Here is a 25,700-nt window from a genome sequence, read left to right as displayed (position 1 = left end):
TCTTGATTACCGGGCTTTATGCGGGCGCGCTCGCGCTCCTCCATCTCGTGCTGACGTTTCGGGTCATCAACGCGCGGGAACGGTTCGGCGTGGCACTGGGCGACGGGGGGCAGGGTCCGCTCGTCCGGCGGATCCGGGTGCAGCAGAACTTCGCCGAACACGTGCCGTTCGCCGTGCTGCTGATCGGGCTGGCGGAATTGCAGGGCGCGCCGTGGTGGATGGTCCATGCGGCGGGGGCGGCGCTGCTGCTCGGCCGCATCGCGCACGCCTGGGGCATGAGCCAGGATCCGGAGCCGATGCGGTTCCGCCTCGTCGGCATGACGACGACGATCACGATCCTGGCGCTCGCGGCGGCGGCGAACGTGGTGCTCTACGCGATGGGCCTGGCGGGCTGAGGCTCCTTCGCCGCGGCGACCAGGTACTCGATATTGCCGTCGCCGCCGGGGATCGGGCTCTCCATCTCGCCCAGAACGCGCCAGCCGTGGGCGGCCAGCATCTCCCGCACGCGGGCCAGCGCCGCGGCGCGGGCAGCAGGATCGCGCACGATGCCGCCCCTGGCCAGCGCGTCGCGCCCGGCCTCGAACTGCGGCTTCACCAGCGCGACGAGGCGGGCGCCGGGCAGGCTGAGCGCGAGCGCCGGCGGCAGCGCCAGCGTCAGCGAGATGAAGGAGAGGTCCGCGACGATCAACTCCGGCGGTTGGGGTAGGTCGGCGGCGGTCAGGTCGCGGGCGTTCACCCCCTCGCGCGAAGTCACGCGGGGGTCGGCGGCGATCTCGGGCGCAAGCTGCCCGTGGCCGACGTCGAGGGCGAGGACGGACGCCGCGCCGCGCTCCAGCAGCACCTGCGTGAAGCCGCCGGTCGACGCGCCGAGGTCGAGGCAGGAAAGCCCCGCGGGCGAAATGCCGAAGCGGTCGAGGGCGGCGTCGAGCTTTCGCGCGCCCCGGCTCACCCACCGGTCGGCGGGGTCGGGCGCGAGGACGAGGACGTCCGGGTCGACCTGCTGGCCGGGGCGGGTGACGGGGGCGCCGGAGACGCTCACGCGCCCCTCCGCGATGGCGGCCTGGGCGCGCGCGCGGGTCGGGCAGAGACCCGCCCGGACGAGCGCGAGGTCGGCGCGGAGCCGGTCGCTCATGCGCGCAACATGGGCGCTTGCATGGGCATTCTCATGCACTTTCCCCATGGGTTTCGTGCATGGGCGCGCATGGGGAATTGCCTCAGGCCGAGAGGCGCTTGCCGCCCCGCGCAGCCACGAGGGAGCGGGCGAGGCGGACGATGTCGTCGCATGAAAGCCCCGCCTCAACATATTGTTTTTCCGGCGTATCGTGGTCGATGAACCGGTCGGGAAGTGTCATCGTCCGCACCTTCAGGGCGCCGTCGAGCAGGCCCTCTTCGCTCAAAAAGTGCAGCACATGTGCGCCGAAACCGCCGGTTGAGCCTTCCTCGATCGTGATGAGCGCCGCATGGGACGACGCAAGGCGGCGTATGAGGTCGTGGTCGAGCGGCTTGGCGAAGCGCGCGTCTGCGACGGTGGCGCTAACCCCTTGATCTGCAAGGGTCTCGGCGGCCTTCTGCGCTTCGCCTAAGCGGGCGCCGAGGGAGAGGATGGCGACGTCCGTCCCCTCGCGCACGATGCGCCCCTTGCCGATCTCAAAAACCTCAGCAATTTCAGGGAGTTCCACGCCAACCCCCTCGCCGCGCGGATAGCGGAAGGCGATGGGCCCGCTGTCGTGCCGGGCGGCGGTCGCGACCATCCGGGCGAGTTCCCGCTCGTCCGCGGCCGCCATCACCACGAAGTTCGGCAGGCAGCAGAGATAGGCGAGGTCGAAGGACCCTGCGTGCGTCGCGCCGTCCGCGCCGACGAGGCCCGCCCGGTCGATGGCGAAGCGCACCGGCAGGTTCTGGATCGCGACGTCGTGCACCACCTGGTCGTAGGCGCGCTGCAGGAAGGTCGAGTAGATCGCCGCGAAGGGCCGCATCCCCTCTGCAGCCAGCCCCGCCGCGAAGGTCACGCCGTGCTGCTCCGCGATGCCGACGTCGAAGCAGCGGTCGGGATGCGCCTTGGCGAAAAGATTGAGGCCCGTGCCGTCCGGCATCGCCGCCGTGACCGCGACGATGCGGGTGTCGCGGTCGGCTTCCTTGATGAGGTAATCTGCGAAGACTCGCGTGTAACTGGGCGCGTTTGCGATGCTTTTTTTCTGCGCGCCGGTCGCGGGATCGAACTTGGAGACGCCATGGTACTTGTCGGCGGAGGCTTCCGCCGGCGGATAGCCCTTGCCCTTCTGCGTGACCACGTGGACGAGGATCGGGCCGTTCTCCTGCTCCCGCACGTTCTGCAGCACGGGCAGCAGCACGTCGAGGTCGTGGCCGTCGATCGGGCCGAAATACTGGAAGCCCATCTCCTCGAACAGGGTGCCGCCGAAGGCCATGCCCTTTGTGAACTCCTCCACCCGGCGCGCCACGCGCTCCAGCCCGCCGGGCAGGCGGTGGGTGATGGACTTCATCTGCTCGCGGAAGCCCTGGTAGGTCTGGCCGGACCAGAGCTTGGTGAAATAATGGCTCATCGCGCCGACGGGCGGGGCGATGGACATGTCGTTGTCGTTGAGGATGACGATCAGCCGGCTGTCCATCGCGCCGGCGTTGTTCATCGCCTCGTAGGCCATGCCGGCGGACATCGCGCCGTCGCCGATCACCGCGACGACGTTGCGCCGCTCGCCCTTCAGGTCGCGCGCCACCGCCATGCCGAGGCCGGACGAGATCGAGGTGGAGGAGTGCGCCGCCCCGAACGGGTCGTATTCGCTCTCGTCGCGCTTGGTGAAGCCGGAAAGCCCGCCGCCCTGGCGCAGCGTGCGGATGCGGCCGCGCCGCCCGGTCAGGATCTTGTGCGGATAGCACTGGTGGCCGACGTCCCAGATCACCCGGTCGTGCGGCGTGTCGAAGACATAGTGCAGCGCGACCGTCAGCTCGACGACGCCCAGCCCCGCGCCGAGGTGCCCGCCGGTCACGGAGACGGCGTCGATCGTCTCCGCCCGCAACTCGTCGGCAAGCTGGCGCAGCTCCTCCGGCCGCAGCCGGCGCAGGTCGGCGGGGATGGTCACGGTGTCCAGCAGCGGCGTCGCAACGCCCGGGCGCGCACTCTCGTCCGTCAACTCCGGTTCCTCTTCACTTGCTGCCGGTCCGCCACGGAGGGCGCCGGCCACGCGCACCGACGGGAGACGATGGCTCCCGAAAGCGCCTTTCTACCCCATATGGGCCGCAGGGGCGCAATGGGCAAAGATGCGGATGCCGCGGGCACGAGGACGCCCCCGCGCGCATGGCCGCATCGCCTAGCACGCCCGAACGCGGAACGAAAGCGGAAGGGCGCGCGCGTGACCTAGTGCTCCCGCTCGACCGTAAAGCGCGCAGCGGCGCGAAGGCTCTCGGCGCGGCCGTCGAAGTGGGCGAGGTGCTCCACCGCCTGGTCGACCAGCAGCCGGGCGCGCGCCTTCGCGCCCTCGACGCCCAGAATGTCCACGAAGGTGGTCTTGCCGGCGTCTGCGTCCTTGCCCGTCGCCTTGCCGACCTTGTCCGCCTCGCCCGTCACGTCCAGCAGATCGTCGGCGATCTGGAAGGCGAGGCCCAGGTCGTGCGCATAGCCCGCCAGCGCCTTCATCGCCTGCGGTCCCGCCTTGCCCAGCAGGCCGCCCGCCTCGCACGCCACCGCGATCAGCGCGCCGGTCTTCATGCGTTGCAGGCGCGTCACCTGCGTCTCGTCGGCAGCGCCCCGCTCGGCCGTCAGGTCCAGCATCTGGCCGCCCACCATGCCGGCCCAGCCCGCCGCCTGCGCGATCTTGAGCGCGAGTTCCGCGCGGACGTGCGCGTCCTCGTGCGTGCGCGGGTCGCAGACGATCTCGAAGGCGAGCGTCAGCAGACCGTCACCCGCCAGGATCGCGGTCGCCTCGTCGAAGGCCCTGTGCACGGTCGCCCGGCCCCGGCGCATGTCGTCGTCGTCCATGGCGGGCAGGTCGTCGTGCACCAGCGAATAGGCGTGCACGCACTCGATGGCCGCGGCGGCGCGGACGGCCCGCGCGGGGTCGACGGCGAACAGGTGGGCCGTTTCCAGCACCAGGAAGGGCCGCATCCGCTTGCCGGGTCCGAGCGCGGCATAGCGCATCGCCTCTGCCAGCCGGCCGCCGCCGTCGTTCGCGTCCGTGCGCGGCAGCAGGCGGGCGAGGGCCGCGTCCACCTCTTCCGCGCGGGCGGCGAGACGCGCGGCGAAGTCCCCGGCCCCGGCGGGCGTGCTCATTTTTCGCCGTCTCCGTCGAGAGGCTGGGCCGACAGCGACCCGTCGGCGGCGACCAGGATCTTCTCGATGCGCGCCTCGGCGTCCTTCAGCTTGGCCTCGCAATGGGCGCGCAACTGGCTGCCGCGGGTGTAAAGCTCGATGGAATCCTCCAGCGCGACGCGCCCCGATTCCAGCCGCTGCACGATCTTCTCAAGCTCGCCCAGCGCTTCCTCGAAGCTCATGGCGCGCACATCCTCCGGCAGCGCCCGGGTGTCCTCGGCCATCGGCGTGTCTCCCTTTGCGTTCTCGTTCGCGTCCCCGCAAGCCTGCCCCGGCCTCAGCCCAGGCGCATCAGCGCGGCGACATGGGCGGCGGCGCTGCGGGCCAGCGCGTCGAGGTCGTAGCCGCCTTCGAGCGCGGAGACAAGCCGCCCGCCGCAATAGCGGTCCGCGACCTCCATGATCTCCCGCGTGGCCCAGGCGAAGTCCTCCTCGGACAGCGCCATGTCGGCCAGCGGGTCGTCGGCGTGCGCGTCGAAGCCCGCCGACAGCAGGATGAATTCCGGCTCGAACCGCTCCAGCCGGTCGAGCAGCGTCTCGAACGCCTCGCGGAACTGGTCGGAGCCCGCGCCCGGCGGCAGCGGCACGTTGACGATATTGCCCGCGACGCCGCGCTCCTGCGCGGCCCCGGTTCCGGGGTAGAGCGGCATCTGGTGCGTCGAGCCGTAGAACAGCGCGTGATCGTGCTCGAAGATCGCCTGCGTGCCGTTGCCGTGGTGCACGTCCCAGTCGATCACCGCGATCCTGTGCAGCCCGTGCACCATCCGCAGGTGGTGGGCGGCGACGGCCACATTGTTGAACAGGCAGAAGCCCATGGCTGTGCGCGGCTCGGCATGGTGGCCGGGCGGGCGGATCGCGCAGAAGGCGTTGTCGGCCTCGCCCGCCATCACCGCGTCCGCCGCCGCGATTCCCGCGCCCGCGGCTCTCAGCGCCGCCTCGCCCGTGCCGGGGCAGGCGATGGTGTCGGCGTCGAGCGGGGCGAACCCCGTCTCCGGCACGCGGGCCAGCAGTGCGGTCACATGGTCACGCGGATGGGCGAGCGCGATCTCGTCCACGCGGGCGAGCGGCGCCTCGCGGCGGAGAAGCCCCTCGAACCGCGGATCGTCGAGCGCGCGCAGCACGGCCTGAAGCCGCGCCACGCGCTCCGGGTGGCCGGGCGGTGTCTCGTGCGCGAGGCAGGCAGGATGGGTGAAGAGTGCCGTGGTCATTTGCCTGCGATCCTGACGCGCCGGGCTGGGGCGCGCAAGACGGCTTTCGGCGGAGAGTGCCTGCCGCCGGCGACGAAGGCGGGGCGGGTGGTGAACGCGGGCTGTGGCAGGGCGGGCCTTGCCCCGGCCCGGCTCCCAACTTATCCCTCAAGGGAACTGCCGGGGTATACTCGGCCGCAAAAGCCAAGGAGTTCGTGTTTCATGGACAGCATCACCAACGCCCTGAACCTTCAGGAGATGGAGGCGCTCACCGCCCGTCTCGTCGAGATGGGTGTGCAATACGGGCTGAGCATCGTCGGCGCCGTCCTGATACTGATCGGCGGCTGGATCATTTCCGGCTGGGCCAAGCGTGGCGTGCAGCGCGCGCTGGCCCGCGCGGGCCTCGACGAGACGATCCGCCCCGTGCTCGGCTCCGTGGTGCGCTACGGCGTTCTGCTCGTCACGCTGATCGTGGTGCTCAACCAGTTCGGCGTGCAGACCGCCAGCCTCATTGCCGTCCTCGGCGCCGCGGGCCTCGCTGTCGGCCTCGCGTTGCAGGGCACGCTGTCGAACGTCGCGGCGGGCGTGATGCTGCTGATCCTGCGGCCGATCAAGGTGGGGGAGTTCGTGGAAGCCGCGGGCACCTCCGGCACCGTGAAGTCCATCGACCTCTTCACGACCGAGCTTGCGACCGCCGACAATGTCTACATCTCGGTCCCGAACTCCGCGATCTTCGGGCAGGTCATCACCAACTACTCGCGCAACCCGACGCGCCGGCTCGACCTCACGCTCTCCATCGACTACGAGGACGACATGGACAAGGCGATCGCGCTCGCCCGCGACGTGATGGAGGGCGACCCGCGCATCCTCGCCGAGCCTGCGCCCGTGGTAGCCGTGAAGGCGCTGGGCGCGTCCTCCGTCGACATCGCGGTGCGCGGGTTTGCAACCACGGCGGACTATTGGCCGGCCTACTTCGACATCACCAAGCGGCTCAAGGAACGCTGCGACGCCGCCGGCATCTCGATCCCGTTCCCGCAGCAGGTGCTGACCGTGCGCGGCGGCCGGATGCCGGAGCCGGAGCCGGAGGCGACCTCTTCCTGAATCGGCCGGAGGCGACCTCTTCCTGAATCGGCCGGAGGCGACCTCTTCCTGAATCGGCCGGAGGCTACCTCCTCCTGAATCAGCCGGAGCCTGAGGGCGCGGGTTCCTGGTCCTAGTCCGGCACCAGCACATAGCCCTCGCCGCGCTGCGTCTTGAGATAGCGCGGGCGGCGGGGATCGGTCTCGATCTTCCGGCGCAGGCGCGTGACCTGCACGTCCACGGCGCGGTCGTCGCGTGCGTCCGCGCCCATCCTCTCGATCAGGGCGGCGCGGCTGAACACCGCCCCCGGGCGGCTCGCCAGCGCGGCCAGCAGCGCGCGTTCGCCGTCGGTCAGGTGGATTTCTTCCGCGCCGCGCGTCAGGCGCCCGCTTGCGGGCTCGAACGCCATCGGCCCCAGCGCCACCCGCTCCCCGCGCGGCGGGCCCGCCGCTTCCGTCCGGCGCAGGATCGCGCCCAGCCGGAGCAGCAGTTCGCGCGGCTCGAACGGCTTTGCGAGATAGTCGTCCGCCCCGTGCGAGAGGCCCTCGATCCGGTCCTCCACCTCGCCGCGCGCGGTCAGCAGCAGCACGGGCACGTCGCGCGCCGTCCCCGTCGCGCCGGCCCGGATCGCGCCCGTCAGCGCGAAGCCGTCCTCGCCCGGCATCATGACGTCGAGCACGATCAGGTCGAAGGCCAGCGCCTTCATCAGCGTGCGCGCCTCCGCGGCGTCGGCGGCCGCGCTCACCCTGTAGCCCTTGTCGCGCAGGAAGCGTTCCAGCAGCGTGCGGATGCGCCGGTCGTCGTCGACGACGAGGATGTGCCGCTCGTCCAGGCCCGCGCTCACCGCGCTCACCGCCGGTTCACGAAGTCGAGGATCGTCTCGCGCTCCTCCTCGTCGAGGAGGCCCGCCAGCACCTTGCGCCAGCCCGCGACCGCCTCGGGCCCCGCCTGGCGGTAGGCGCGGGCGACACGCTCGCGCTGGATCGCGGCGACGCGCGCGGCCAGCGTCTCGCCCGCGGGCGTCAGCCGCAGGATGCGCTTGCGCCGGTCGTCGCGGCCCTGGCGGCTTTCGATCATGCCGTCCTCGACCAGTTGCTTCAGCACGCGCGAGAGCGATTGCTTCGTGATCTTAAGGATCTGCAGAAGTTCCGCCACCGACAAGCCGGGTCTTGCCTTCACGAAATGGATGACGCGGTGATGCGCGCGCCCGTAACCGTGCTCTGCAAGAATCGCATCCGGGTCCGAGGTGAATGCCCGGTATGCGAAATACAGAAGTTCGATCCCCTGCCGCAGCTCTTCGTCCCGTAAATACAGCAAATTCTGTCCCGCGGCGTCGGTGCGGGAGGAGAAAGGGACGGGCGGTTTCTTTAAGTCAGCCATGTTGACTTATTTTCCTCGGAATGTTACCGATTGCAAGTGTCCGGCGACATAAACGTTCGTGACACGGCGTTGGCAGGAAACAAACGTAAACCTTATCGGAAACGCCCAAGGCGCCCGCAGCGCAGTTGTTCTGCGGGTCCGCGGCTTGGAAAGCAAGGGGGAAACCCGAAAATGTCGCTCGTTCCCTTCGATGATCGGGACGGCCAGATCTGGCTGAACGGCGCCCTCATTCCCTGGCGGGATGCGAAGGTGCATGTGCTCACGCACGGCCTGCACTATGCGAGTGCCGTATTCGAGGGCGAGCGGGTGTACGGCGGCGTCGTGTTCAAGAGCCGGGAGCATACGGAGCGTCTGTTCCGCTCTGCCGAGTTGATGGGCATGTCCGTTCCCTACACGGTCGACGAGATCGAGCGGGCGAAGGCCCAGACCGTCGCGGCGCAGGGCTTCGCCGACGCCTATGTCCGCCCCATCGTCTGGCGCGGGTCGGAGATGATGGGCGTTTCCGCCCAGGTCGCACGGATCAATGTTGCCATCGCGGTGTGGCAGTGGCCGTCCTATTTCGATCCTGAGCAGCGGATGAAGGGCATCCGTCTCGACGTCTCGCAGTGGCGCCGTCCGGCTCCCGACACCGCGCCGTCGGCGGCGAAGGCGGCGGGGCTCTACATGATCTGCACGCTGTCGAAGCATGCCGCGGAGGCGAAGGGCTTTGCCGACGCGCTGATGCTCGACTACCGCGGCCGCGTGGCTGAGGCGACGGGCGCCAACATCTTCTTCGTGAAGGACGGCGTCATTCACACGCCGACGCCGGACTGCTTCCTCGACGGCATCACGCGCCGCACGGTCATCGGGCTTGCGAAGGCCCGCGGGATCGAGGTGGTGGAGCGCGCAATCATGCCGGAGGAGCTTGAGGGGATGCAGCAGTGCTTCCTGACCGGCACCGCGGCGGAAGTGACGCCCGTCTCGCAGATCGGCCCCTACAGCTTCGAGGTGGGGGAGATCGTCCGCGCCCTCGTCGCCGACTATGACGGCGCGGTGCGCCAGCGCATGGCGGCCTGACGCTTTCCGTCCTCGCGGCCAATCCCGTTCCGCGCCCCCGTCCGGGTCTCCGGGCGGGGGCGTTGGCGTTTTGCGGCGAAGGCACCGGGGGGTAGGGGGCTATTGCTCCGCGATGAAGGCGCCCTGCGCGAAGGCGTTGCCGTCGGTCACGCTCCAGACGCCGCCCACTTCCTCCGGTCCCGTCTGGGCCGGGTCCGCGCGGCCATAGAAGTTCGCGTTGAACGTGCCGGTGTAGGTGCCGCTCGCGAGCGTGCCGCTGAAGGCGTTGTTGCGCGCCGCGACATTGGTCGACGCGCCGGTCAGCGCGCGTGCCCAGGGCGTGGCGCTGAAGTCCAGCGTCAGCGCCGCGGTGCCGAGTCCGAAGTCCACGTCCACGGTCGAGGTGCCGGTCAGGTCGGTCTCCACGCCTGCGACGTCCAGCAGGCCCTCGGCCACGCCCGTATAGGTCGCCGTGCCCGCGCCCGGCACGTCGATGGCCGGGGCCAGCAGACCGAATGCCAGGTAGCCGCGGTCCCGGCTGCCCGTTGACCGTTCGACCCGCGACCAGCGGCCGAAGGCGACATGCTCGGGCAGGGCGTCGACGTCGCGGCCGGGCAGGCGCACGATCCATTCGAAATCGAAGGCGGCGTTTGCGTCCGTATAGGTCCGCCGCGTGCCGTCGTCGGCCACCAGGTCGCCCGCCAGGAAGGTGCGGTCGATGGCGCTCGACGCGATCAGCGTGCCGGGCGTTTCCGCCTCGACCCGGAAGCCGCTGTAGTTGGAGAAGACCGTCACCCGGTTGTTGCCGCCGCTCGCCGATTGCGCTGTCCGGAAGGTCGTTCCCGCCTGGTCGCGGCTGAAATAGACCGCGGCCGGCGTATAGATCTGGATCGTTCCGATCTGGTCGAGCGGTGTCGTCAGGTTGACGAAATCACCGGCGCTCCCGCCGCCGCACGCGGTCAGAAGAAGCGGTGCCGCAACCGCGGCAATTGCGTGAACGGCTCTGCGATGTCCCATGTTTTCCCCCCCGACCGGGCTTTCGCCCACCGATTCGAGACCGTTTTCATAAAACTATTCGAAATTTTGGAGTTTTGCGCGGGGGAAGTTGGTGTCGGGGTGGCCGGAACAGGGGGAGGACATCGCGCAGCTTCGCCGGCGGATCGTGCATGACAAGAAAAAGGGGCGCCAACCTTGCCGGCTGGCGCCCCGTTTCCGGTATTCCGGTTCTCTGCGGCTTATTGCTCGCCCGCGAAGCCGCCATAGACGAAGTCGGTGGCGTTGATCAGGCGGAACACGCCGCCCACTTCCTCCGGCCCGTCGATTCCGACGTCGGTGCGTCCGAAGAAGTTGCCGGTGAAGCTGCCGCTATAGCCGCCGCCCGCCGCCGTGCCGGAGAACACGCTCGACCCCGCGGTGACGTCGTTCGACGTGCCGGTGATCGTCGCGCCGAAGGGCGAGCCGGTGAAGTCGATCGTCAGGTTGGCGGTGCCCGTGCCGAAGTTGACGGCCACGGTCGACGTGCCAGTCAGCGCTTCCGCGGCGAAGCCCGCGCGGTCGCGGACGCCTTCGGCGACGCCGGTGTAGGTCGCGGTGCCCGCCGCGGGCACGTCCGTGCCGGGTGCCACCTGTCCGAACACCAGGAAGCCCGTGTCGCGGTTCCCCAGCGCATCTGCGCGGGTCCAGCGGCCGAAGGCCACATGCTCCGGCAGGGCGTCCGCGTCGCGGCCGGGCAGGCGCACCCGCCATTCGTAATTGAGCGTGCCGTCGGTGTTCTGGTAGACGCGGGTGTCGCCAACCGTGGCCACCAGGTCGCCCGCGAGGAAGGTGCGGTCCATCGCACCCGGCGCGGTGAACGAGCTCACCGTCTCCGCCTGCACGCGGAACTGGCTGTAGTTGGCGCCGACCGTCACGCGGTTCGTCGTGTTCGGCGAGGAGATCGTCGACTGGAACCCGCCGCCGGCAGAGCGCGACAGATAGGTGTTCGACGAGTTGTAGATCTGCAGGAAGGTGACCTGGTCGAGGGGCGTGTTGACCCCAAGGCCGCCCCCGCCGCCGCCCCCGCCGCCACAGGCTGCGAGGAGAAGCGGCGCCGTCAGCGCGGCGGTCGTGGCAAGCATGCGGCGGATGGACATGGCACAATCTCTCCCGAATCGGGTGTCATTCTGACGCTCTGGAATTCATTTCCCAGATTTATGCAATTCTGTGCAAGAGATGGGCCAGCGCGTCATGCACTTTCCGGGGGTGTGTTGCGCCAACGCTCCGCTGCGGTGTCGTCGCTGTCGCGGGCGGCGACCCAGGTCTGGCCATCCTCCCGGTCTTCCAGCTTCCAGAACGGCGCGCGCGTCTTCAGATAGTCCATGAGGAAATCCGCCGCCTCGAAAGCCGCCGCCCGGTGTGCCGAGGCCGTCACCACCAGCACGATCCGGTCGCCGGGGTAGAGCGTTCCGTAGCGGTGGATCACCCGCACGCCCTGCAGCGGCCAGCGGTCTTCCGCTTGCGCCACGATCCGCTCCAGTTCCCGCTCCGTCATGCCGGGATAGTGTTCGAGCGTCATGGCCGCGACGCCCGCCGCCTCGTTGCGCGCCCGCACAAGGCCGGTGAAGCTGACCACCGCGCCGATGTCAGTCCGCCCGTCGGTCAGCGCCGCGATTTCCGCGCCAGGATCGAAGTCCTCTCTCTGCACGCGCACGCGCATCGCCTCAGCCTCCCGTCACGGGCGGGAAGAACGCGACCTCGTCGCCCGGCGCGACGGCGGCGTCGGGGTCGGCGTGCGTCTGGTTGACGGCGGCGCGGATCAGGGCCGGGTCGGCGAAGGCTTCCGCGTATCCCGGGCCTTGCTCCGCGAGCCAGGCCGCGAGCTGGCCCACCGTGCGCACACCGGCGGGTGGCGAGACGGTCTCCTCGCCGGTGCCGATCTTCTGCCGCAGCCATGCGAAATAGAGCACGCGCATGGGTCTCACTCTCCTGGTGTGCCTTGCGGTCTCGTGGCCTCGTCCTGCGCGAAGACGTGGGCGAGACCCGACCGCATGTAATCATAGCCCGTGTAGAGCGTAAGGGCAGCGGCGACCCACAGACCCGCGATGCCGGCATCGGTCACCCCCGGCACCAGCCGGTCGCCCTCCGGCCCCGCGACCAGCAGGCCCAGCGCCACCATCTGCACCGCGGTCTTCCACTTTGCGAGCCAGGTCACCGGCACGCTGACCCGTGTGCCGGCCAGGTACTCCCGCAGGCCGGAGACGAGGATCTCCCGGCTGAGGATCAGCACGGCGGCGAACACGTCGGCGCCCGCGATGGTCCTGTCATGGACCAGCATGATCAGCACCGCACCCACCAGCAGCTTGTCCGCGATCGGGTCGAGCATCCGGCCGAGTGCGGACGTCTGGTTCCAGGCCCGCGCCAGGTAGCCGTCGAAATAGTCGGTGATGCACGCCGCGACGAACAGCGCGAGCGCAGCCCAGCGCGCCGGTCCGGTGCTCCAGTAGAGCAGCACGGCAACCGCCGGGACGGCCAGGATGCGGCCATAGGTCAGGAGGTTTGGCAGGCTGTAGAGCATCTTGCCTGCGGTTCTCGCACGGAACGCCCGGCCTGTCACGCCGTCCGAAGGGCGCAAAAAAGAAACCGGCGCGGGAAATATCCCGCGCCGAGGTGCGGCGGAGCCCTGCGACGAGGTGGGAGAGGGAACGCTCCGCCGGGGATGGATGAAAGGGGTCGTCTAGAGCAGCACGATGTCCACCCGCCGGTTCAGGATTTCGGCGACGCCGTCGCGGGTATTGACCGCCGGGTTGCTTTCGCCGAGGCCCTGCACGTCGGCCTGCAGACCGCCCGCCATGGCCGCGAGCACCGCCCGCACATTGTAGGCCCGGCGCAGCGACAGCGCGTAATTGTAGATGTCTGCCCCCACGCGGTCGGCGTGACCGCGGATCTGGATGCGCGCATCGGGGCGTTCGCGCAGGATCCGCGCGATCTCGCTCAGCACCTCCTCGGCCTCCAGCGTCACCGTGTCGGCGTCGAGGTCGAAGAACACCGTGAAGCGCTTGCCGCCCGGCGCCGCGGTCTGCCGCGCTACCTCCTCGAGGCCCAGGCGCGTGCGTTCGCGCGCCGAGGCGACGAGGGGGGCGGGGGCGCCCGCCGCGGGGCCGGTCTCTGCCATGCGGCGGGCATCGCGCGCCGGCATCATGCCGGGAAGTGCCTCGGGCAGCGGTTTTTGGGGCATTGCATAGCCCGGCATCGGGGCGCCGAGCGGCGGCAGGCCCGCGCGCACGTCCCGCGCCTCGGTGATCCGGCCCGTGCGCACGATGGGCGAGAGCGCGTCGGCCACGCGCCAGTTCTCCTTTGCGAGCGTCTCCATGGCCGTCTCGAAGCGCGCCTTGCAGGCCGCGATCTTCTCCGGCTGCCGGTTTTCTTCCGCCTCTTCCTGCCAGCATTCGAAGGCGGTCTGGGCATCCGCGGCGAGCGCGGGATTGTCCTTGCGGGCGCCTGCGTCGATGGCGGCGATCAGGCGCTTGCGCATGCCCTCGGCCTCGGCGATCTGCTCGCGCGAGAGGGCGCGGGCGAACACTTCCTCCGGCAGGCCGGGCTTGCCGAAGCCCGCGGCGATGGCGCGATTGGCGAAGATGTCGCTGTCGAAATAGTCGCCGCGCTGGAATTCGGCTTCCGAGAGCGCGAGATAGCGTTCCTGCAGCGCGCGTCCGAACGGGTCGCTGGCGATGACGGTGTTCATCCGCGGGTCGCTCAGGCCCATGCCGGCGCAGGCGGTCACGAAGATGCCGGAGAAGGCGAGCAGGAAGGCCCGGCGGGCATCTCGCGCCAATGTCGCGCCCGTGCCCTGTGCCTGGGGTGCGCGCCTCCGGGTGCCCTTCGCGGCGTAGTGGGCCGCCACACGCTCCTGGAACTGGCGTTCCAGACGCCACGTCTTCATCCAGTGCGACCTGTCCATGATCAACTCCATCCGCAACGCAACAACGGTCGTCTCGCGGAAGAAACAATCAAGAACCGTGCCAGCTGTCCGGCCCGGAATCCGGGCGGTCCGATCGGGATGGGGGCGGACGCCCTGGCGCAAAACGGGACAGTGCGGGCGAAGCTGTGCTGAAAAGTGCTGGCGTCGGGCTCAACCCGCCCAGAGCCGCAGGATCAGGCCGTCGGTGTCCAGCTCGACGCTGATCCGCTCCGGCCGGTAGTCCTGGCTCAGCGGTTCGCCCTTCGTGTAGATGCGCAAGGGACGGCCTGTCAGTTCGCTGACGAGCATCGGCTGCCTGACCATGCCCCCCGGTACGAGCCGAAGATATTCCGGCAGCGGGGGCGTACAGTTCTCCGCGATCCAGACCGTGCACTCGGCCTCGGTGGCCGGACCGAACACCCGCTCGAAGATTGCCGGCACGATCTGCCCCTCGGGTACGGACATGCAGCCGATGTACTTCGGCAGATGGCCGGTCAGGGCATAGACGAGATGCAGTTTCCCCTCTGTCGCGTCCATCGTTCGCTCCCAATTTCGCAAAACCTCGTCGGATTCGGTTCGCGGATCGGAAGAAAATATAGGTCATGTATCGGCAAGGGGAGTCCGTAACACGCCGGAACTGTCACCCAGGATAGGGTAAGTGAAAATAAGTATCCAAGTGACGTAACGTCAACTTCTCTGGTGGAAGAAGTCGTAGATGCGCTTCGCGACCGTCTGGGAGATGCCCTCGACCGCTTCCAGGTCGGCGAGGCCTGCCCGCGAAACCGCGCGCGCCGATCCGAAATGATTGAGCAGCGCCCGCTTGCGGCGCGCGCCGATCCCGTCGATTTCGTCGAGGGGCGTGGCCCCGATCCCCTTCGACCGCTTCTGCCGGTGTGCGCCGATGGCGAAGCGGTGCGCCTCGTCGCGCAGGCGTTGCAGGTAGTAGAGGACGGGGCTCTTCGGCTCCAGCATGAAGGACGGGCGGTCCGCCATGAAGAAGCGTTCCCGGCCGGCGTCCCGGTCGGGGCCCTTGGCGACGCCGACGACGGTCACGTCCTCGACGCCCAGGTCGGCCATCACCTGCGTGGCCACGCCCAGTTGCCCCTGTCCGCCGTCGACCAGCACCAGGTCCGGCCAGAGGCCCTTGTCGCGCGCCTCGTCCTCCTTCAGCAGGCGGGTGAAGCGGCGCGTCAGCACCTCGCGCATCATGGCGTAGTCGTCGCCGGGCGCCGTGGCCGCGTCCTTGATGTTGAACTTGCGGTAGTGCTTCTTCTCGAAGCCGTCGGGTCCGGCGACGATCATGCCGCCGACCGCGTTCGTGCCGGAGACGTGGGAGTTGTCGTATACCTCGATCCGGCGCGGCGCGGTGTCGAGGCCGAACGCCTCGGCCACGCCGTCGAGCAGGCGCGCCTGGCTTGCGCTTTCCGCCAGCTTGCGGGCCAGCGCCTCGCGCGCGTTCTGTGCGACCTGCGCCACCACCTCGCGTTTCTCGCCGCGTTTGGGGGCGGCGAGCGCGACCTTGTGGCCCGCGCGCAGGCTCAGCGCCTCCGCCATCAGGTCCGCGCCCTCGATCTCGTGCGACAGCAGGATGAGTTTCGGTGCCGGCTTGTCGTCGTAGAACTGGCCGAGGAAAGCCTCCAGGATCTCTGCCGCCTCCTGCTCCTTGTCCGCGCGTGGGAAATAGGCGCGGTTGCCCCAGTTCTGCCCGGCGCGGAAGAAGAACACCTGCACGCACGCCTCGCCGCCGTCCTGCGCGATGGCGAAGACGTCGGCCTCCGCCAACCCCCGCGGGTTGACGCCCTGGTGTGCCTGGATTGCGGTCAGCGCGCGGATGCGGTCGCGCAGCGCGGCCGCCCGCTCGAACTCCAGCGTCTCTGCCGCGGCCTCCATCTCTTCGGCCAGCGCCGCCTGCACCTGGCTGTTGCGCCCGTCGAGATAGTCGCGCGTCTCCTCGACCAGCCGGGCGTAGTCCTCGGCGCCGATCTTGTCGACGCACGGCGCCGCGCACCGCTTGATCTGGTAGAGCAGGCAGGGCCGGGTGCGGCTCTCGAACACGGCGTCCGTACAGGTTCTCAGCAGGAACGCCTTCTGCAGCGTGTTGAGCGTGCGGTTGACCGCGCCCGCGCTTGCGAAGGGCCCGTAGTAGTCGCCGGGCACCGAGCGCGCGCCGCGGTGCTTCAGGATCTGCGGGAAGGGGTGGTCCTTGCGCACGAGGATATAGGGGAACGACTTGTCGTCGCGCATCAGCACGTTGAAGCGGGGCTTCAGCCGCTTGATGAGGTTCGCTTCCAGCAGCAGCGCCTCGGTCTCCGTCTGGGTCGTGACGAATTCCATCGAGGCGGTCTGCGCGATCATCCGCGCGATGCGGTTGTTGTGTCCGCCGAAGCGGGCGTAGTTCGACACCCGCGCCTTCAGGTTCCGTGCCTTGCCGACATAGAGGACCTGGCCCTTCGCGTCGAGCATCCGGTAGACGCCGGGCGCCCCCGGCAGGCGCGCCAGATAGTCCTTGATGACCTCCGGCCCGGTGGGCGCAGGCGCTGCGTCTGCACCCTTTGCGTGTGGCGTCCGGGTGGTCTTTTCGGGGCTGTCCTGAACCATCGTCCCGGTCAAGTCCGTTGCACGAATCGGGTTAAAACGATGTAGGCGCGAGGCTTTTTCGCGCCATCCACGATTCCTGTGGAAAACTCTGTGGGCAATCGCCCGGACAAGTGCGAGACCGCCCGGATTCATTGGCTGACGAGCGGATTGCACAAAAATTAGTCAAAAACCAAGGCATTGATTTCACGATACAAAATGCTGTCCCGAGTCACGGTGCCTTGCCGATCCGCGGCTGTCGGGCGGAGGTGTGACGGTTTCATGTCGGGTTGCGGCCATGTGTACAAGTTGTGTCATGAATCGCACGGAATCGCACGTGCTGCGTCCCGGAACGGGTCTTGGTGCGGTTAACGGGCCGGCCGCGCGCGGGGCGGGTCAGAGCGGGCCCGTGCGGCCGGTCCGGCGGCGTTCGATCTCCACGCCGACGCTCGCGGCTTCCGCGATGGCAGCGGTCTTTTCCACGCGCACGCGGGCCACTTCGACGCGGGCGTCCTCCAGGCAGCGATGCGCGATCGCCTCCGCCATGGTCTCGACCAGGTGGATGTGGCCATCGGCCAGCACGGCTTTCACCTTGTTCACGACCGTCTCGTAACAGACCACGTTGCGGATGTCGTCGTCTGAAGTCGTGACGCCTTCCTGCACCGTCAGGTCGATGTTGATGACGACCGGCTGGGCGTTCTGCTTCTCGTGGGCGTAGACGCCGATGCTGGCGTCGAGCCGCAGGTCGCGGACGAAGACATGCCGGATCGCGCGGTCGGCGTCTGCGATCTTCAGGTGGTGCACATTACTCGTCACGGATGGTGCCCGCCTCGTGGCCGTTGGCGTCGAGGGCCTGCCCTGCCCGGGTGCGGCCTGCTCCTATGTGACCCCGCGCGCGCGTCTGCGCAACACTCAAAAGCGGCCATGCGCGCACGATGTGCGGCGTTCTACTCGGTCACGTCCTTCACGTCGGGCGTTTCCCAGCCCAGGTGCTGCCCGCCGTCCAGCGCCAGCATCTGCCCCGTGAGCGAGGGCGTGGCGATCAGGAAGCGCACGGCGTTGGCGATCTCTTCCGGGTCGGTGGCGCGCTTCAGCAGGACGCCCTCGACCTGTGCGGCGAAGTCTTCCTCCGACTGGCGCGCGTTGCGCAAGGTGGGGCCAGGGCCGATGCCGTTCACCCGGATGCGGGGGGAGAGAGCCTGCGCCAGCGTCTGCGTCAGCGTCCACAAGCCCGCCTTGGAGAGCGTGTAGCTCAGGAACTTCGGCGTCAGCGCCCAGACCCGCTGGTCGATGATGTTGACGATGTTGCCTTCCGCGGTCTCCGGAAGCTGCGCGGCGAACGCCTGCGCCAGCATCAGCGGCGCATAGAGGTTCGCGTCCATGTGCAGGGTCCACGTCTCGCGCGTCACCGTGCCCGCGCGGTCGTCCTCGAACACGCTCGCATTGTTGACGAGGCAGGTGAGGGGGGTGCCCAGCGCCTCTGCCGCCCGCGCGACCAGCGTGTCCACGTCCGCCGGATCGCCGAGGTCGCCCTGTACGGTCGCGGCCCTGCCGCCGGAGGCGCGGATCGCCGCCGCCGTGTCCTCCGCCGCGTCCGCCGACCCGCGATAGTGCACGGCGACCGCGAAGCCGTCGCGGCCCAGCGCCTCTGCGATGGTGCGCCCGATGCGGACGCCCGCGCCGGTGACGAGTGCCGCGCCGCTCACGTCATGCCCCCGGTCGCCAGCAGGAACCAGACATAGGCCGCATAGACCGCGGACATGCCGACGCCCGCCACGCGCCCGATCGGGCGGCGGATCAGCACGGCGCCCACGACGATCAGGGCCGCGCCGAGCATCACCCAAAGGTCTATGGTCAGCATCTCCGGCGTGACCGGGATGTCCTTGCCGCCCAGCGGGGCTGCGACGCCCGCCGTGCCCAGGATCAGCAGGATGTTGAAGATGTTGGACCCGATCACGTTGCCGATCGCCATTTCCGTGTGTCGCTTGATGGCCGAGATCAGGGTGGCCGCGAACTCCGGCAGGCTCGTGCCGACCGCGACCAGGGTCAGGCCGATCACCGCGTCGCTCATGCCGAAGGCGCGCGCGATGTCGGCCGCGCCCGTGACCAGCAGTTCCGCGCCGATGGGCAGGCCGATCAGGCCGGCGAGCGTCAGCGCCCAGATCTTCGGCCAGCCTTGCGGCAGGCTGTCGGGGTCGACGTCGTCGCCCAGCTCGTCCTTCGCGTTGCCGTTGGCCAGCGCCGCCTTCTTCTCCCGCCGGTGGGCGAGCGATGTCGCGATGGTCCAGCCGACGAAGGCCGTCATGGCCAGCAGCAGGACGAGGCCCTGCCACAGGCCGATCGCGCCGGTGAACGCCAGCGCGATCAGCAGCAGGCTCGCCGCCAGCATGACCAGCGCATTGGCCGTGACTCCCGCCTGGTGGCAGGCGATGGGCATGATCAGCGCCGGCACGCCCAGCACCAGCAGCACGTTCGCGATGTTCGACCCGATGACATTGCCCATGGCGATGCCGGGATAGCCGCCGAGCGCGGCGCCCACCGACACGAACAGTTCCGGGGCCGAGGTGCCGAACGCGATGACCGTCAGGCCGACGATCAGGGGCGGAATATGAAGCTTCAGGCTCAGTGCTGCTGCACCGCGCACGAGGAAGTCGCCGCACAGGGTAAGCAACACAAGGCCGCCGGCAACCATCAGGTAGGACATTTGGGTGTCGTGCTCCGTTGTTCGGGGCTCGTGCGGGATGGCGGTCTTGGGTCGGCTATATAGGCGCGCGGGTCCGGGGGGGAAAGCCCTCGGGCCGCTTCTTCCGCCGTCGCTGCCCCCGTCGTTCCCGGCCTCCGTGCCGGGGACCCATGCCCGGGGGATGATGGAATCGAAATTTGTGTCGCCCTCGGGCTTGTCCCGAGGGCCCATGACCGGGGCGTCGGCAAGCACACGCGAAGGCGGCGCCACGCCCCCTCGCATGGCTGTCCGCCCCCGCGCGTGCGTTTACTTGCCCCCGCGCAACCGGCTAGAGGAAGGCGCCCGCGCTTTGCGTGGGAAGCGAGGAAGGGAAGGCGCGACCCGGCATGCGCAGCGCAGAGGATCGGACACCGCCCGCGGGCGGAGGCACGGCGGGGGACGGCCAGCCCCCGCGCCGCGGTCTCGCGCGCATTGCCGACATGCCCTATCTGCTGCTGTCGCTCGCAACCCTCTTCTGGGCGGGAAACGCGGTGATCGGCCGGGCGGCGCGGTTCGACGTGCCGCCGGTGACGCTCGCCTTCCTGCGCTGGTCGCTGGCCGCGCTGCTCGTCTGGCTCGTGATCCGGCCGCCGGTCGCGCGCGACTGGCCCGCGATGAAGGCGCGCTTCGGCACGGTGCTGCTGCTGGCAGCCCTCGGCGTCGGGCTCTTCAACACCATGCTCTACCGCGCGCTTCAGACCACGACGGCGCTCAATGTGACGATCACGCAGTCGGCGACGCCCGTCTTCATCGGCCTTGTCACCTTCCTCGTGTTCAGGGAGCGGATGACGCTGCGCCAGGCGTTCGGCTTCTGCGTTTCCTTCACGGGCGTGCTCGTGATCGTGTCGGACGGCGACTGGTCGCGGCTTGCCGCGCTGGAGTTCCGCGCCGGCGACCTCTGGATGCTGGCAGCTGTGGTGATCTATGCCGCTTACACTGCGCTCCTTCGGCTCCGGCCTGCCGTCGACCCGTGGAGCTTCATGCTCGTCACCTTCGTGATCGGCGCCATGCAGCTTTTCCCCGTCATGCTGTGGGAATGGTCGACGGGGCTGGTGATCGCCGCCTCGACGGGGGCGGCGCTGACCGTCCTCTATGTCGCGGTCTTTCCCTCGGTCGTATCCTATTATTGCTACAACCGCGGGGTGGAGATGGTGGGGGCGAACCGCGCGGGCGTCTTCTTCCACCTGATTCCGCTCTATGGCTCCTTCCTCGCGGTGGTCTTCCTGGGGGAGCGGTTCCTGCCTTCGCACGGGATCGGCCTCGTCCTCGTGATCGGCGGCATCCTCATCACGACGCGCCGAAAGCGCCTGCGCTGACGCCTCTTCTCGCCGCTTGCCGGGGAGTGAGGCTTGCGGCATCGTCGGTCGCGCGCACCCGGCGTGTCGGGCGCGCCGGCCCCGTGCGCCGCCTTCAGGATCGTCTCACGCCATGTGGCTTACGCTCGTTCCCGTTCTCGCCTCGGCGGGCATCCTTCTCGCGGGCTCCGGCCTGCTCGGCACGCTCGTGCCGATCCGCGGCCGGATCGAGGGGTTTTCGCCCGCGCTGATCGGTCTTTTCGGCTCGGCCTTCTTCATCGGCTACATGGGCGGCTGCGTCTTCGGCGCGCGCATCATCAAGCGCGCGGGCCACATCCGCGCCTTCGCCGCGCTCGCGGCCATCGCCGCCTCCGCTGCGCTCTTCCACGCGCTGTCGCCGGTTCCGGCCGTGTGGCTCGCGGCGCGGTTCGCGGTGGGGTTCTGCAGCGCCGGGCTTTCCATGGTGATCGAAAGCTGGCTCAACGCGCGCGCCGAGCCCGGGCGTCGCGGCCGCGTCCTCGGCGTCTACCGCATGGTGGACCTCGGCTGCGTGACGGCGGGCCAGCTTCTGCTGCCGCTGGTGGGTCCTGCGGGGTTCGAGCTTTTCGCCATCATCGCCATGCTCTACTGCCTCGCGCTGGTGCCCGTGGCGCTGACCCGCGAGATCGCGCCCGCCCCGCCGGAGGATACGCGCCTCGATTTGCGCAAGGTCGTGGCCATCTCGCCGCTCGCCGCGGCGGGGTGCGTGACGCTCGGCCTCACGAACGGTGCGTTCCGGCAGGTCGGCCCGCTTTATGCGGAGGGGATGGGGCTCGACCTCGAAGGCATCGCCGTCTTCATGATCGCGGCGATCGTCGCGGGCGCGCTGACGCCCATTCCGCTCGGCTGGCTGTCGGACCGCTTCGGCCGCCGCCGCGTGCTGGTGCTGGCGACGGGGGCGACGATGCTCGCGGGGCTGTGGCTCTCCTTCGCCGTGCCGGGCGAGGTGCTGCTGCTCTACGCCGGCTCCTTCGCGTTCGGCGCGTTTGCCATGCCGCTCTATTCGCTCTCCATCGCGCACGCCGCCGACCGGGCGACGCCGGCCGATTACGTGATGGTGTCGGCGGGGCTTCTGTTGTGCTTTTCCATCGGCGCGTCGGTGGGGCCGCTGGTCGCCTCGCTGGTGATCGAGCGGTTCGGCGCGCCCTATTTCTTCACCTATACAAGCGTGCTGCACGGGCTGCTGCTCGTCTACGCTGCCTGGCGCATGGCGACGCGGGCCGACCCTGAGGCCCGCGCGCCGTTCCGCGTTTTCAACCGGACGAGCCCGGAGGTCTTCCGCCTCGGCAAGAAGAAGTAGGCATCCTCACGCCTTTGGGGGCGCGGTTTCGGCGAACGCCGGCACCGCCTTGTCGAAGCGGTCGAGCCAGCTGACCAGCGTCGGATAGACCGTGCGCCACGCCCCCTCGAACCGGAAGTCGAGGTAGCCCAGCGTGCACGCCGTCGTGATCTGCCCGACGTTGGGCAGACCCTCGACCTCGCCCACGCGGCCCAGGTTCTCCGAGAGGTAGTCGAGCCCGCGCGTCACCTTGTCCGCCTGGTAGCCGACCCACGGCGCGTGGCGGATTTCTTCCGGCCGGAACCGCTTCTCGTAGACCTGCAGGATGGCGGCGTCCATCATGCCGTCGGCCAGCGCCTCCAGCGTCAGCACGTCCCACTTGGAGGCATCCGCCGGGATGATCTTCGCGCCGCCCGCGCGCGCGTCGAGATAGGCCATGATGACCGCGGAATCGTAGATCGGCGCGTGTCCGTCCGGGATCAGCGTCGGGATCTTGCCGAGCGGGTTCTGCTTGCGCAGGTCGTCCGCCGGGTCCGTCGTGTCGGCCAGCTTCAGGTCGATCTCGTCCCACAGGCCCAGCACCTTCGCCGCGATCTTCACCTTGCGGCCGAAGGGCGAGGGCAGGGCGGAGCGCAGGATCATCGTTTTCGTCATGCTCGGGTCATCCCTGTTTCATCTGTTGGCTGGCTGCCCGCGCCTCAGCGCACGGGCGGCAGGATCAGCGTGTCGGCCCGGCACGACGTCCGCTCGGCCCGCGTGCAGGCGCGGGGGGCGAGCGATCCGTCGAGGCAGAACCGCACCTCGCGCAGTCTGGCCTGCCCGGTGCGGTTTCCGCAATCCAGCACGATGGCGTTGGCGGGCAGGTCCGGGTTGACGCGAACGAAGGCCTCGACCGCCTCGCGCTGGCTCATCACAACCGGGGCCGTCGGGCGCTGCATCGCGTCGGGGATGCGGATGCGGGCGCGTGCCGTCTCCGTCAGGTCGAAATAGGCCGCCGCGTCCAGCCCGCTGCACGTCCCGTGCTTGCGCCACTGGTGCAGCGCCAGCCGCCGCGTCGGGATGGTGTCGAGCACCTCGGCGATCACGTCCTCGCCGACCCAGGGCGCGGGCTTCTCGCAATATGCGAGCCGCGCATTGCCCCCGTCGCCCTGCGGCCAGAGCCCGTGCGTCACGAAGCTGTAGGCGCGCGGCCTGCGCGTCCCGCACTGGTCGCGGTCGTCCGCCCCCTCGTCGAGGCAATAGGACGGCGACCAGGAAAGCGCGAGCACATAGGCGTCGGGCCGTTCCGCCTTCGCCTCCTCCGTGCCCGTCTCGAAAAGCGCGCCCGCAACCGCCAGCACCAGCGCCAGCACGCCCGCAACCCCCGCCAGCGCCCGCTTGCCCCGCCTCGCCATGTCGCTTCCCCCCAAACGCTACTTCAGACGCGGCGCGCCCCGCTCACCGCCGCCGCGCGGGGCGACCCTTGGCGCCCTTCGGCTTGCCGGCGGAGGAGCGCTTGCCTTCGGATGCCGCCGCCTCCACCGACGATTGCCGCGCGAACGGGTCGGCGGCGATGGCAAGCTCGGTCGCCTCAAGCCGCTTGATCTCGTCGCGCAGGCGGGCCGCCTCCTCGAACTCCAGGTCGGCGGCGGCCGCGCGCATCCGCTTTTCCAGCTCCTCGATGTGGGCGCGCAGGTTGTGGCCCATCTCGCCCGGTTTCGGCGTCTTGCCCTTGGCGCCCTTGCCGCCCGCGATCTCCTTCACCGCGTCGGCGAAGGGCAAATCCACCTGCACGTGGTCGCGTTCGTAGACGCTGTCCATGATGTCGGCGATGGCGCGGCGCACCGACTGCGGCGTGATGCCGTTCTCCGCGTTGTAGGCCACCTGCTTCTCGCGCCGCCGGTTCGTCTCCGCGATCGCGCGCTCCATGGAGCCCGTCACCTTGTCGGCATACATGATCACGCGCCCGTCGACATTGCGCGCCGCGCGCCCGACCGTCTGGATCAGCGAGGTTTCCGACCGCAGGAAGCCTTCCTTGTCGGCGTCGAGGATGGCGACCAGCATGCACTCCGGGATGTCGAGGCCCTCGCGCAGCAGGTTGATCCCGACCAGCACGTCGAACGCGCCCAGCCGCAGGTCGCGCAGGATCTCGATCCGCTCCAGCGTGTCGATGTCGGAGTGCATGTAGCGCACGCGCACGCCCTGCTCGTGCAGGTATTCCGTCAGATCCTCCGCCATGCGTTTGGTCAGCGTCGTGACCAGCACGCGCCCGCCGTGCGCCGCGACCTCGCGCGCTTCGGCCAGCAGGTCGTCGACCTGGCTCGCCACCGGGCGGATGTCGATGGGCGGGTCGATCAGGCCGGTGGGGCGGATCACCTGCTCGGTGAAGACGCCGCCCGTGCGCTCCATCTCCCACGGCCCCGGCGTCGCCGACACGAAGACGGAGCGCGGGCGCATCGCGTCCCACTCCTCGAACTTCAGCGGCCGGTTGTCGATGCAGGACGGCAGGCGGAAGCCGTATTCCGCGAGCGTCGCCTTGCGCCGGAAGTCGCCCCGGTACATGCCGCCGATCTGCGGCACGGTCACATGGCTTTCGTCCACGAAGACGATGGCCTCGTCGGGAAGGTATTCGAACAGGGTGGGCGGCGGCTCGCCCGGCTTGCGGCCCGTGAGGTAGCGCGAGTAGTTCTCGATCCCCGCGCAGGACCCCGTCGCCTCCATCATCTCCACGTCGAAATTGGTGCGCTGCTCCAGGCGCTGGGCTTCCAGCAGCTTGCCGTCCGCCTCCAGTTCCGCCAGCCGCTGCTTCAGCTCGACCTTGATCTGCTTGATCGCCTGCTGCAGCGTCGGGCGCGGCGTGACGTAGTGCGAGTTCGCATAGATGCGCGTGCGCTCGAAACTGCCGTATTTCTTCCCCGTCAGCGGGTCGAATTCCACCATCTCCTCGATCTCGTCGCCGAAGAGGGAGAAGCGCCACGCCGCGTCCTCCAGGTGCGCCGGCCACAGTTCGATCACGTCGCCGCGCACCCGGAAGGTGCCGCGCTGGAAGGCTGCGTCGTTGCGCTTGTACTGCAGGCTGACGAGGCCCGCGATCAGGTCGCGCTGGCCGATGGTCTCGCCCGTCTTCACGTCCAGCGTCATGGACGAATAGGTCTCGACTGAACCGATGCCGTAGATGCACGACACCGACGCCACGATGATCACGTCGTCGCGTTCCAGCAGCGCCCGCGTGGCCGAGTGGCGCATCCGGTCGATCTGCTCGTTGACCGAGGATTCCTTCTCGATATAGGTGTCCGTGCGCGGGACATAGGCTTCCGGCTGGTAATAGTCGTAGTAGGAGACGAAGTATTCGACCGCGTTTTCGGGGAAGAAGCGCTTGAACTCCTCGTAGAGCTGCGCCGCCAGCGTCTTGTTGGGCGCGAGGATCAGCGCCGGGCGCTGCGTCGCCTCGATCACCTTGGCCATGGTGAAGGTCTTGCCCGAGCCGGTGACGCCCAGCAGCACCTGGTCGCGCTCCTCCGCGCCGATGCCCTCCACAAGCTCCGCAATCGCCGCCGGCTGGTCGCCTGCGGGCTGGTACTCGGTCTGCATGACCAGCCGCTTGCCGCCCTCGATCTTGTCGGGGCGTTCCGGGCGGTGCGGAATCCAGAGCGCGGGGTCCACGTGCGGTGCGAGATCGGCCATGGCCCGCAATATGGCCGCCCGCTGGCGCGAAGGGAAGGGCGGGGGCGTCCCCGTCAGCGCCGTCGCCCTCGGGCTTGTCCCGAGGGCCCATGCCCGGGGCGTCCGCTTCGTGAGGGAGGCGGCCGCGACCGTTCGGCCCCCTTCCGCAACCCTTTGTGTTCATGGATCCCCGGGACGGGCCCGGGGATGA

The 25,700-nt window shown here is 69.3% G+C and carries 25 protein-coding genes and 1 pseudogene; 5 read left to right on the top strand and 21 right to left on the bottom strand.

Annotated elements, in window-relative coordinates:
- Positions 1–2 precede the first annotated feature (2 nt).
- Complete coding sequence (locus tag NJQ99_RS13620) at positions 3–395, top strand: MAPEG family protein (RefSeq protein ID WP_269333417.1); 393 nt, start codon at positions 3–5, stop codon at positions 393–395.
- Here the strand turns inward: NJQ99_RS13620 and NJQ99_RS13615 are convergent.
- From NJQ99_RS13615 to NJQ99_RS13595, 5 genes are all read right to left on the bottom strand, one after another.
- The gene (locus tag NJQ99_RS13615) at positions 371–1,132 is read right to left on the bottom strand and encodes a TlyA family RNA methyltransferase (protein WP_269333416.1); all 762 of its coding nucleotides are present in this window, start codon (positions 1,130–1,132) and stop codon (positions 371–373) included. The two genes, NJQ99_RS13620 and NJQ99_RS13615, sit on opposite strands and share 25 nt — an antisense overlap.
- Positions 1,133–1,214: 82 nt before the next feature.
- On the bottom strand, positions 1,215–3,146 hold the full coding sequence (dxs, locus tag NJQ99_RS13610) for a 1-deoxy-D-xylulose-5-phosphate synthase (protein ID WP_269333415.1): 1,932 nt from the start codon (positions 3,144–3,146) through the stop codon (positions 1,215–1,217).
- Between the two features lie 224 nt (positions 3,147–3,370).
- On the bottom strand, positions 3,371–4,282 hold the full coding sequence (locus NJQ99_RS13605) for a polyprenyl synthetase family protein (protein WP_269333414.1): 912 nt from the start codon (positions 4,280–4,282) through the stop codon (positions 3,371–3,373).
- Positions 4,279–4,545 carry an exodeoxyribonuclease VII small subunit gene (locus NJQ99_RS13600; protein ID WP_269333413.1) on the bottom strand — a complete coding sequence of 89 codons (267 nt, stop codon included), beginning with the start codon at positions 4,543–4,545 and terminating at the stop codon, positions 4,279–4,281. Before NJQ99_RS13600 ends, NJQ99_RS13605 begins: the two co-directional genes overlap by 4 nt.
- A gap of 53 nt (positions 4,546–4,598) precedes the next feature.
- Positions 4,599–5,528: a histone deacetylase family protein gene (locus NJQ99_RS13595; RefSeq protein WP_269333412.1), complete on the bottom strand. Its 930-nt coding sequence runs from the start codon at positions 5,526–5,528 to the stop codon at positions 4,599–4,601.
- 201 nt (positions 5,529–5,729) lie between these two features.
- Between NJQ99_RS13595 and NJQ99_RS13590 the strand changes: the two genes are divergently transcribed.
- On the top strand, positions 5,730–6,608 hold the full coding sequence (locus tag NJQ99_RS13590) for a mechanosensitive ion channel family protein (RefSeq protein WP_269333411.1): 879 nt from the start codon (positions 5,730–5,732) through the stop codon (positions 6,606–6,608).
- Between the two features lie 112 nt (positions 6,609–6,720).
- Here the strand turns inward: NJQ99_RS13590 and NJQ99_RS13585 are convergent, their stop codons facing one another.
- On the bottom strand, positions 6,721–7,440 hold the full coding sequence (locus tag NJQ99_RS13585) for a response regulator (RefSeq protein ID WP_269333410.1): 720 nt from the start codon (positions 7,438–7,440) through the stop codon (positions 6,721–6,723).
- Positions 7,437–7,967, bottom strand: a complete 531-nt coding sequence (locus NJQ99_RS13580) for a MarR family winged helix-turn-helix transcriptional regulator (RefSeq protein ID WP_269333409.1) — start codon at positions 7,965–7,967, stop codon at positions 7,437–7,439. Before NJQ99_RS13580 ends, NJQ99_RS13585 begins: the two co-directional genes overlap by 4 nt.
- Positions 7,968–8,138: 171 nt before the next feature.
- On the opposite strand from NJQ99_RS13580, the gene NJQ99_RS13575 reads away from it, so the two are divergent.
- Positions 8,139–9,023, top strand: coding sequence for a branched-chain amino acid aminotransferase (locus NJQ99_RS13575; protein WP_269333408.1), 885 nt, complete (start codon positions 8,139–8,141; stop codon positions 9,021–9,023).
- Between the two features lie 99 nt (positions 9,024–9,122).
- Here NJQ99_RS13575 and NJQ99_RS13570 read toward each other — a convergent pair whose 3' ends face one another.
- From NJQ99_RS13570 to NJQ99_RS13520, 11 genes are all read right to left on the bottom strand, one after another.
- Complete coding sequence (locus tag NJQ99_RS13570) at positions 9,123–10,019, bottom strand: HupA family protein (protein WP_269333407.1); 897 nt, start codon at positions 10,017–10,019, stop codon at positions 9,123–9,125.
- Between the two features lie 218 nt (positions 10,020–10,237).
- Positions 10,238–11,134, bottom strand: a complete 897-nt coding sequence (locus tag NJQ99_RS13565) for a HupA family protein (RefSeq protein ID WP_269333406.1) — start codon at positions 11,132–11,134, stop codon at positions 10,238–10,240.
- A gap of 92 nt (positions 11,135–11,226) precedes the next feature.
- On the bottom strand, positions 11,227–11,697 hold the full coding sequence (gene moaE, locus NJQ99_RS13560) for a molybdopterin synthase catalytic subunit MoaE (protein WP_269333405.1): 471 nt from the start codon (positions 11,695–11,697) through the stop codon (positions 11,227–11,229).
- A 4-nt stretch (positions 11,698–11,701) separates the two neighbouring features.
- Positions 11,702–11,953, bottom strand: a complete 252-nt coding sequence (moaD, locus tag NJQ99_RS13555; protein ID WP_269333404.1) for a molybdopterin converting factor subunit 1 — start codon at positions 11,951–11,953, stop codon at positions 11,702–11,704.
- A 5-nt stretch (positions 11,954–11,958) separates the two neighbouring features.
- Positions 11,959–12,555 carry a CDP-diacylglycerol--glycerol-3-phosphate 3-phosphatidyltransferase gene (pgsA, locus tag NJQ99_RS13550; RefSeq protein ID WP_269333403.1) on the bottom strand — a complete coding sequence of 199 codons (597 nt, stop codon included), beginning with the start codon at positions 12,553–12,555 and terminating at the stop codon, positions 11,959–11,961.
- A 159-nt stretch (positions 12,556–12,714) separates the two neighbouring features.
- Positions 12,715–13,938, bottom strand: a complete 1,224-nt coding sequence (locus tag NJQ99_RS13545) for an OmpA family protein (protein WP_269333402.1) — start codon at positions 13,936–13,938, stop codon at positions 12,715–12,717.
- Between the two features lie 171 nt (positions 13,939–14,109).
- A complete protein-coding gene (locus tag NJQ99_RS13540) occupies positions 14,110–14,475 on the bottom strand; it encodes a hypothetical protein (protein ID WP_269333401.1) in 366 nt (121 codons plus the stop codon).
- A 150-nt stretch (positions 14,476–14,625) separates the two neighbouring features.
- Positions 14,626–16,536: an excinuclease ABC subunit UvrC gene (gene uvrC / locus NJQ99_RS13535; RefSeq protein WP_269333400.1), complete on the bottom strand. Its 1,911-nt coding sequence runs from the start codon at positions 16,534–16,536 to the stop codon at positions 14,626–14,628.
- A 372-nt stretch (positions 16,537–16,908) separates the two neighbouring features.
- The gene (folB, locus tag NJQ99_RS13530; protein WP_269333399.1) at positions 16,909–17,328 is read right to left on the bottom strand and encodes a dihydroneopterin aldolase; all 420 of its coding nucleotides are present in this window, start codon (positions 17,326–17,328) and stop codon (positions 16,909–16,911) included.
- Between the two features lie 131 nt (positions 17,329–17,459).
- Positions 17,460–18,218: an SDR family oxidoreductase gene (locus tag NJQ99_RS13525; protein WP_269333398.1), complete on the bottom strand. Its 759-nt coding sequence runs from the start codon at positions 18,216–18,218 to the stop codon at positions 17,460–17,462.
- Positions 18,215–19,216, bottom strand: coding sequence for a calcium/sodium antiporter (locus NJQ99_RS13520; protein WP_269333397.1), 1,002 nt, complete (start codon positions 19,214–19,216; stop codon positions 18,215–18,217). The genes NJQ99_RS13525 and NJQ99_RS13520 overlap by 4 nt, the downstream gene beginning before the upstream one ends.
- Positions 19,217–19,581: 365 nt before the next feature.
- Between NJQ99_RS13520 and NJQ99_RS13515 the strand changes: the two genes are divergently transcribed.
- Entirely contained in the window at positions 19,582–20,550 is a 969-nt protein-coding gene (locus tag NJQ99_RS13515) for a DMT family transporter (RefSeq protein ID WP_269333396.1), read from the top strand.
- A gap of 112 nt (positions 20,551–20,662) precedes the next feature.
- Positions 20,663–21,868: an MFS transporter gene (locus tag NJQ99_RS13510; protein WP_269333395.1), complete on the top strand. Its 1,206-nt coding sequence runs from the start codon at positions 20,663–20,665 to the stop codon at positions 21,866–21,868.
- Between the two features lie 6 nt (positions 21,869–21,874).
- Here NJQ99_RS13510 and NJQ99_RS13505 read toward each other — a convergent pair whose 3' ends face one another.
- The 3 genes and pseudogenes from NJQ99_RS13505 to uvrB form a co-directional block, all read right to left on the bottom strand.
- Positions 21,875–22,501: a glutathione S-transferase family protein gene (locus NJQ99_RS13505; RefSeq protein ID WP_269333394.1), complete on the bottom strand. Its 627-nt coding sequence runs from the start codon at positions 22,499–22,501 to the stop codon at positions 21,875–21,877.
- A gap of 44 nt (positions 22,502–22,545) precedes the next feature.
- Complete coding sequence (locus NJQ99_RS13500; protein WP_269333393.1) at positions 22,546–23,241, bottom strand: ribonuclease T2 family protein; 696 nt, start codon at positions 23,239–23,241, stop codon at positions 22,546–22,548.
- Positions 23,242–23,284: 43 nt separating this feature from the next.
- Positions 23,285–25,663 (bottom strand): annotated as a pseudogene (uvrB, locus tag NJQ99_RS13495) (excinuclease ABC subunit UvrB); the annotation flags it as partial.
- Positions 25,664–25,700 lie beyond the last annotated feature (37 nt).

This window comes from Futiania mangrovi, from assembly GCF_024158125.1.
Lineage (GTDB): Bacteria > Pseudomonadota > Alphaproteobacteria > Futianiales > Futianiaceae > Futiania > Futiania mangrovi.
Note: the sequence above shows the minus strand (reverse complement) of the source record. Positions and strands in the feature narration are given on the sequence as shown.

What these genes read in the sequence shown, in the direction of transcription:
- NJQ99_RS13500 (WP_269333393.1), bottom strand. Translation starts at nt 23,241, where the DNA reads ATGGCGAGGCGGGGCAAGCGGGCGCTGGCGGGGGTTGCGGGCGTGCTG.
- NJQ99_RS13520 (WP_269333397.1), bottom strand. Translation starts at nt 19,216, where the DNA reads ATGTCCTACCTGATGGTTGCCGGCGGCCTTGTGTTGCTTACCCTGTGC.
- NJQ99_RS13605 (WP_269333414.1), bottom strand. Translation starts at nt 4,282, where the DNA reads ATGAGCACGCCCGCCGGGGCCGGGGACTTCGCCGCGCGTCTCGCCGCC.
- moaE (WP_269333405.1), bottom strand. Translation starts at nt 11,697, where the DNA reads ATGCGCGTGCGCGTGCAGAGAGAGGACTTCGATCCTGGCGCGGAAATC.
- NJQ99_RS13580 (WP_269333409.1), bottom strand. Translation starts at nt 7,967, where the DNA reads ATGGCTGACTTAAAGAAACCGCCCGTCCCTTTCTCCTCCCGCACCGAC.
- moaD (WP_269333404.1), bottom strand. Translation starts at nt 11,953, where the DNA reads ATGCGCGTGCTCTATTTCGCATGGCTGCGGCAGAAGATCGGCACCGGC.
- NJQ99_RS13615 (WP_269333416.1), bottom strand. Translation starts at nt 1,132, where the DNA reads ATGAGCGACCGGCTCCGCGCCGACCTCGCGCTCGTCCGGGCGGGTCTC.
- NJQ99_RS13570 (WP_269333407.1), bottom strand. Translation starts at nt 10,019, where the DNA reads ATGGGACATCGCAGAGCCGTTCACGCAATTGCCGCGGTTGCGGCACCG.
- NJQ99_RS13565 (WP_269333406.1), bottom strand. Translation starts at nt 11,134, where the DNA reads ATGTCCATCCGCCGCATGCTTGCCACGACCGCCGCGCTGACGGCGCCG.
- NJQ99_RS13600 (WP_269333413.1), bottom strand. Translation starts at nt 4,545, where the DNA reads ATGGCCGAGGACACCCGGGCGCTGCCGGAGGATGTGCGCGCCATGAGC.
- NJQ99_RS13540 (WP_269333401.1), bottom strand. Translation starts at nt 14,475, where the DNA reads ATGGACGCGACAGAGGGGAAACTGCATCTCGTCTATGCCCTGACCGGC.
- NJQ99_RS13545 (WP_269333402.1), bottom strand. Translation starts at nt 13,938, where the DNA reads ATGGACAGGTCGCACTGGATGAAGACGTGGCGTCTGGAACGCCAGTTC.
- NJQ99_RS13515 (WP_269333396.1), top strand. Translation starts at nt 19,582, where the DNA reads ATGCGCAGCGCAGAGGATCGGACACCGCCCGCGGGCGGAGGCACGGCG.
- NJQ99_RS13595 (WP_269333412.1), bottom strand. Translation starts at nt 5,528, where the DNA reads ATGACCACGGCACTCTTCACCCATCCTGCCTGCCTCGCGCACGAGACA.
- NJQ99_RS13510 (WP_269333395.1), top strand. Translation starts at nt 20,663, where the DNA reads ATGTGGCTTACGCTCGTTCCCGTTCTCGCCTCGGCGGGCATCCTTCTC.
- NJQ99_RS13505 (WP_269333394.1), bottom strand. Translation starts at nt 22,501, where the DNA reads ATGACGAAAACGATGATCCTGCGCTCCGCCCTGCCCTCGCCCTTCGGC.
- NJQ99_RS13590 (WP_269333411.1), top strand. Translation starts at nt 5,730, where the DNA reads ATGGACAGCATCACCAACGCCCTGAACCTTCAGGAGATGGAGGCGCTC.
- uvrC (WP_269333400.1), bottom strand. Translation starts at nt 16,536, where the DNA reads ATGGTTCAGGACAGCCCCGAAAAGACCACCCGGACGCCACACGCAAAG.
- pgsA (WP_269333403.1), bottom strand. Translation starts at nt 12,555, where the DNA reads ATGCTCTACAGCCTGCCAAACCTCCTGACCTATGGCCGCATCCTGGCC.
- NJQ99_RS13575 (WP_269333408.1), top strand. Translation starts at nt 8,139, where the DNA reads ATGTCGCTCGTTCCCTTCGATGATCGGGACGGCCAGATCTGGCTGAAC.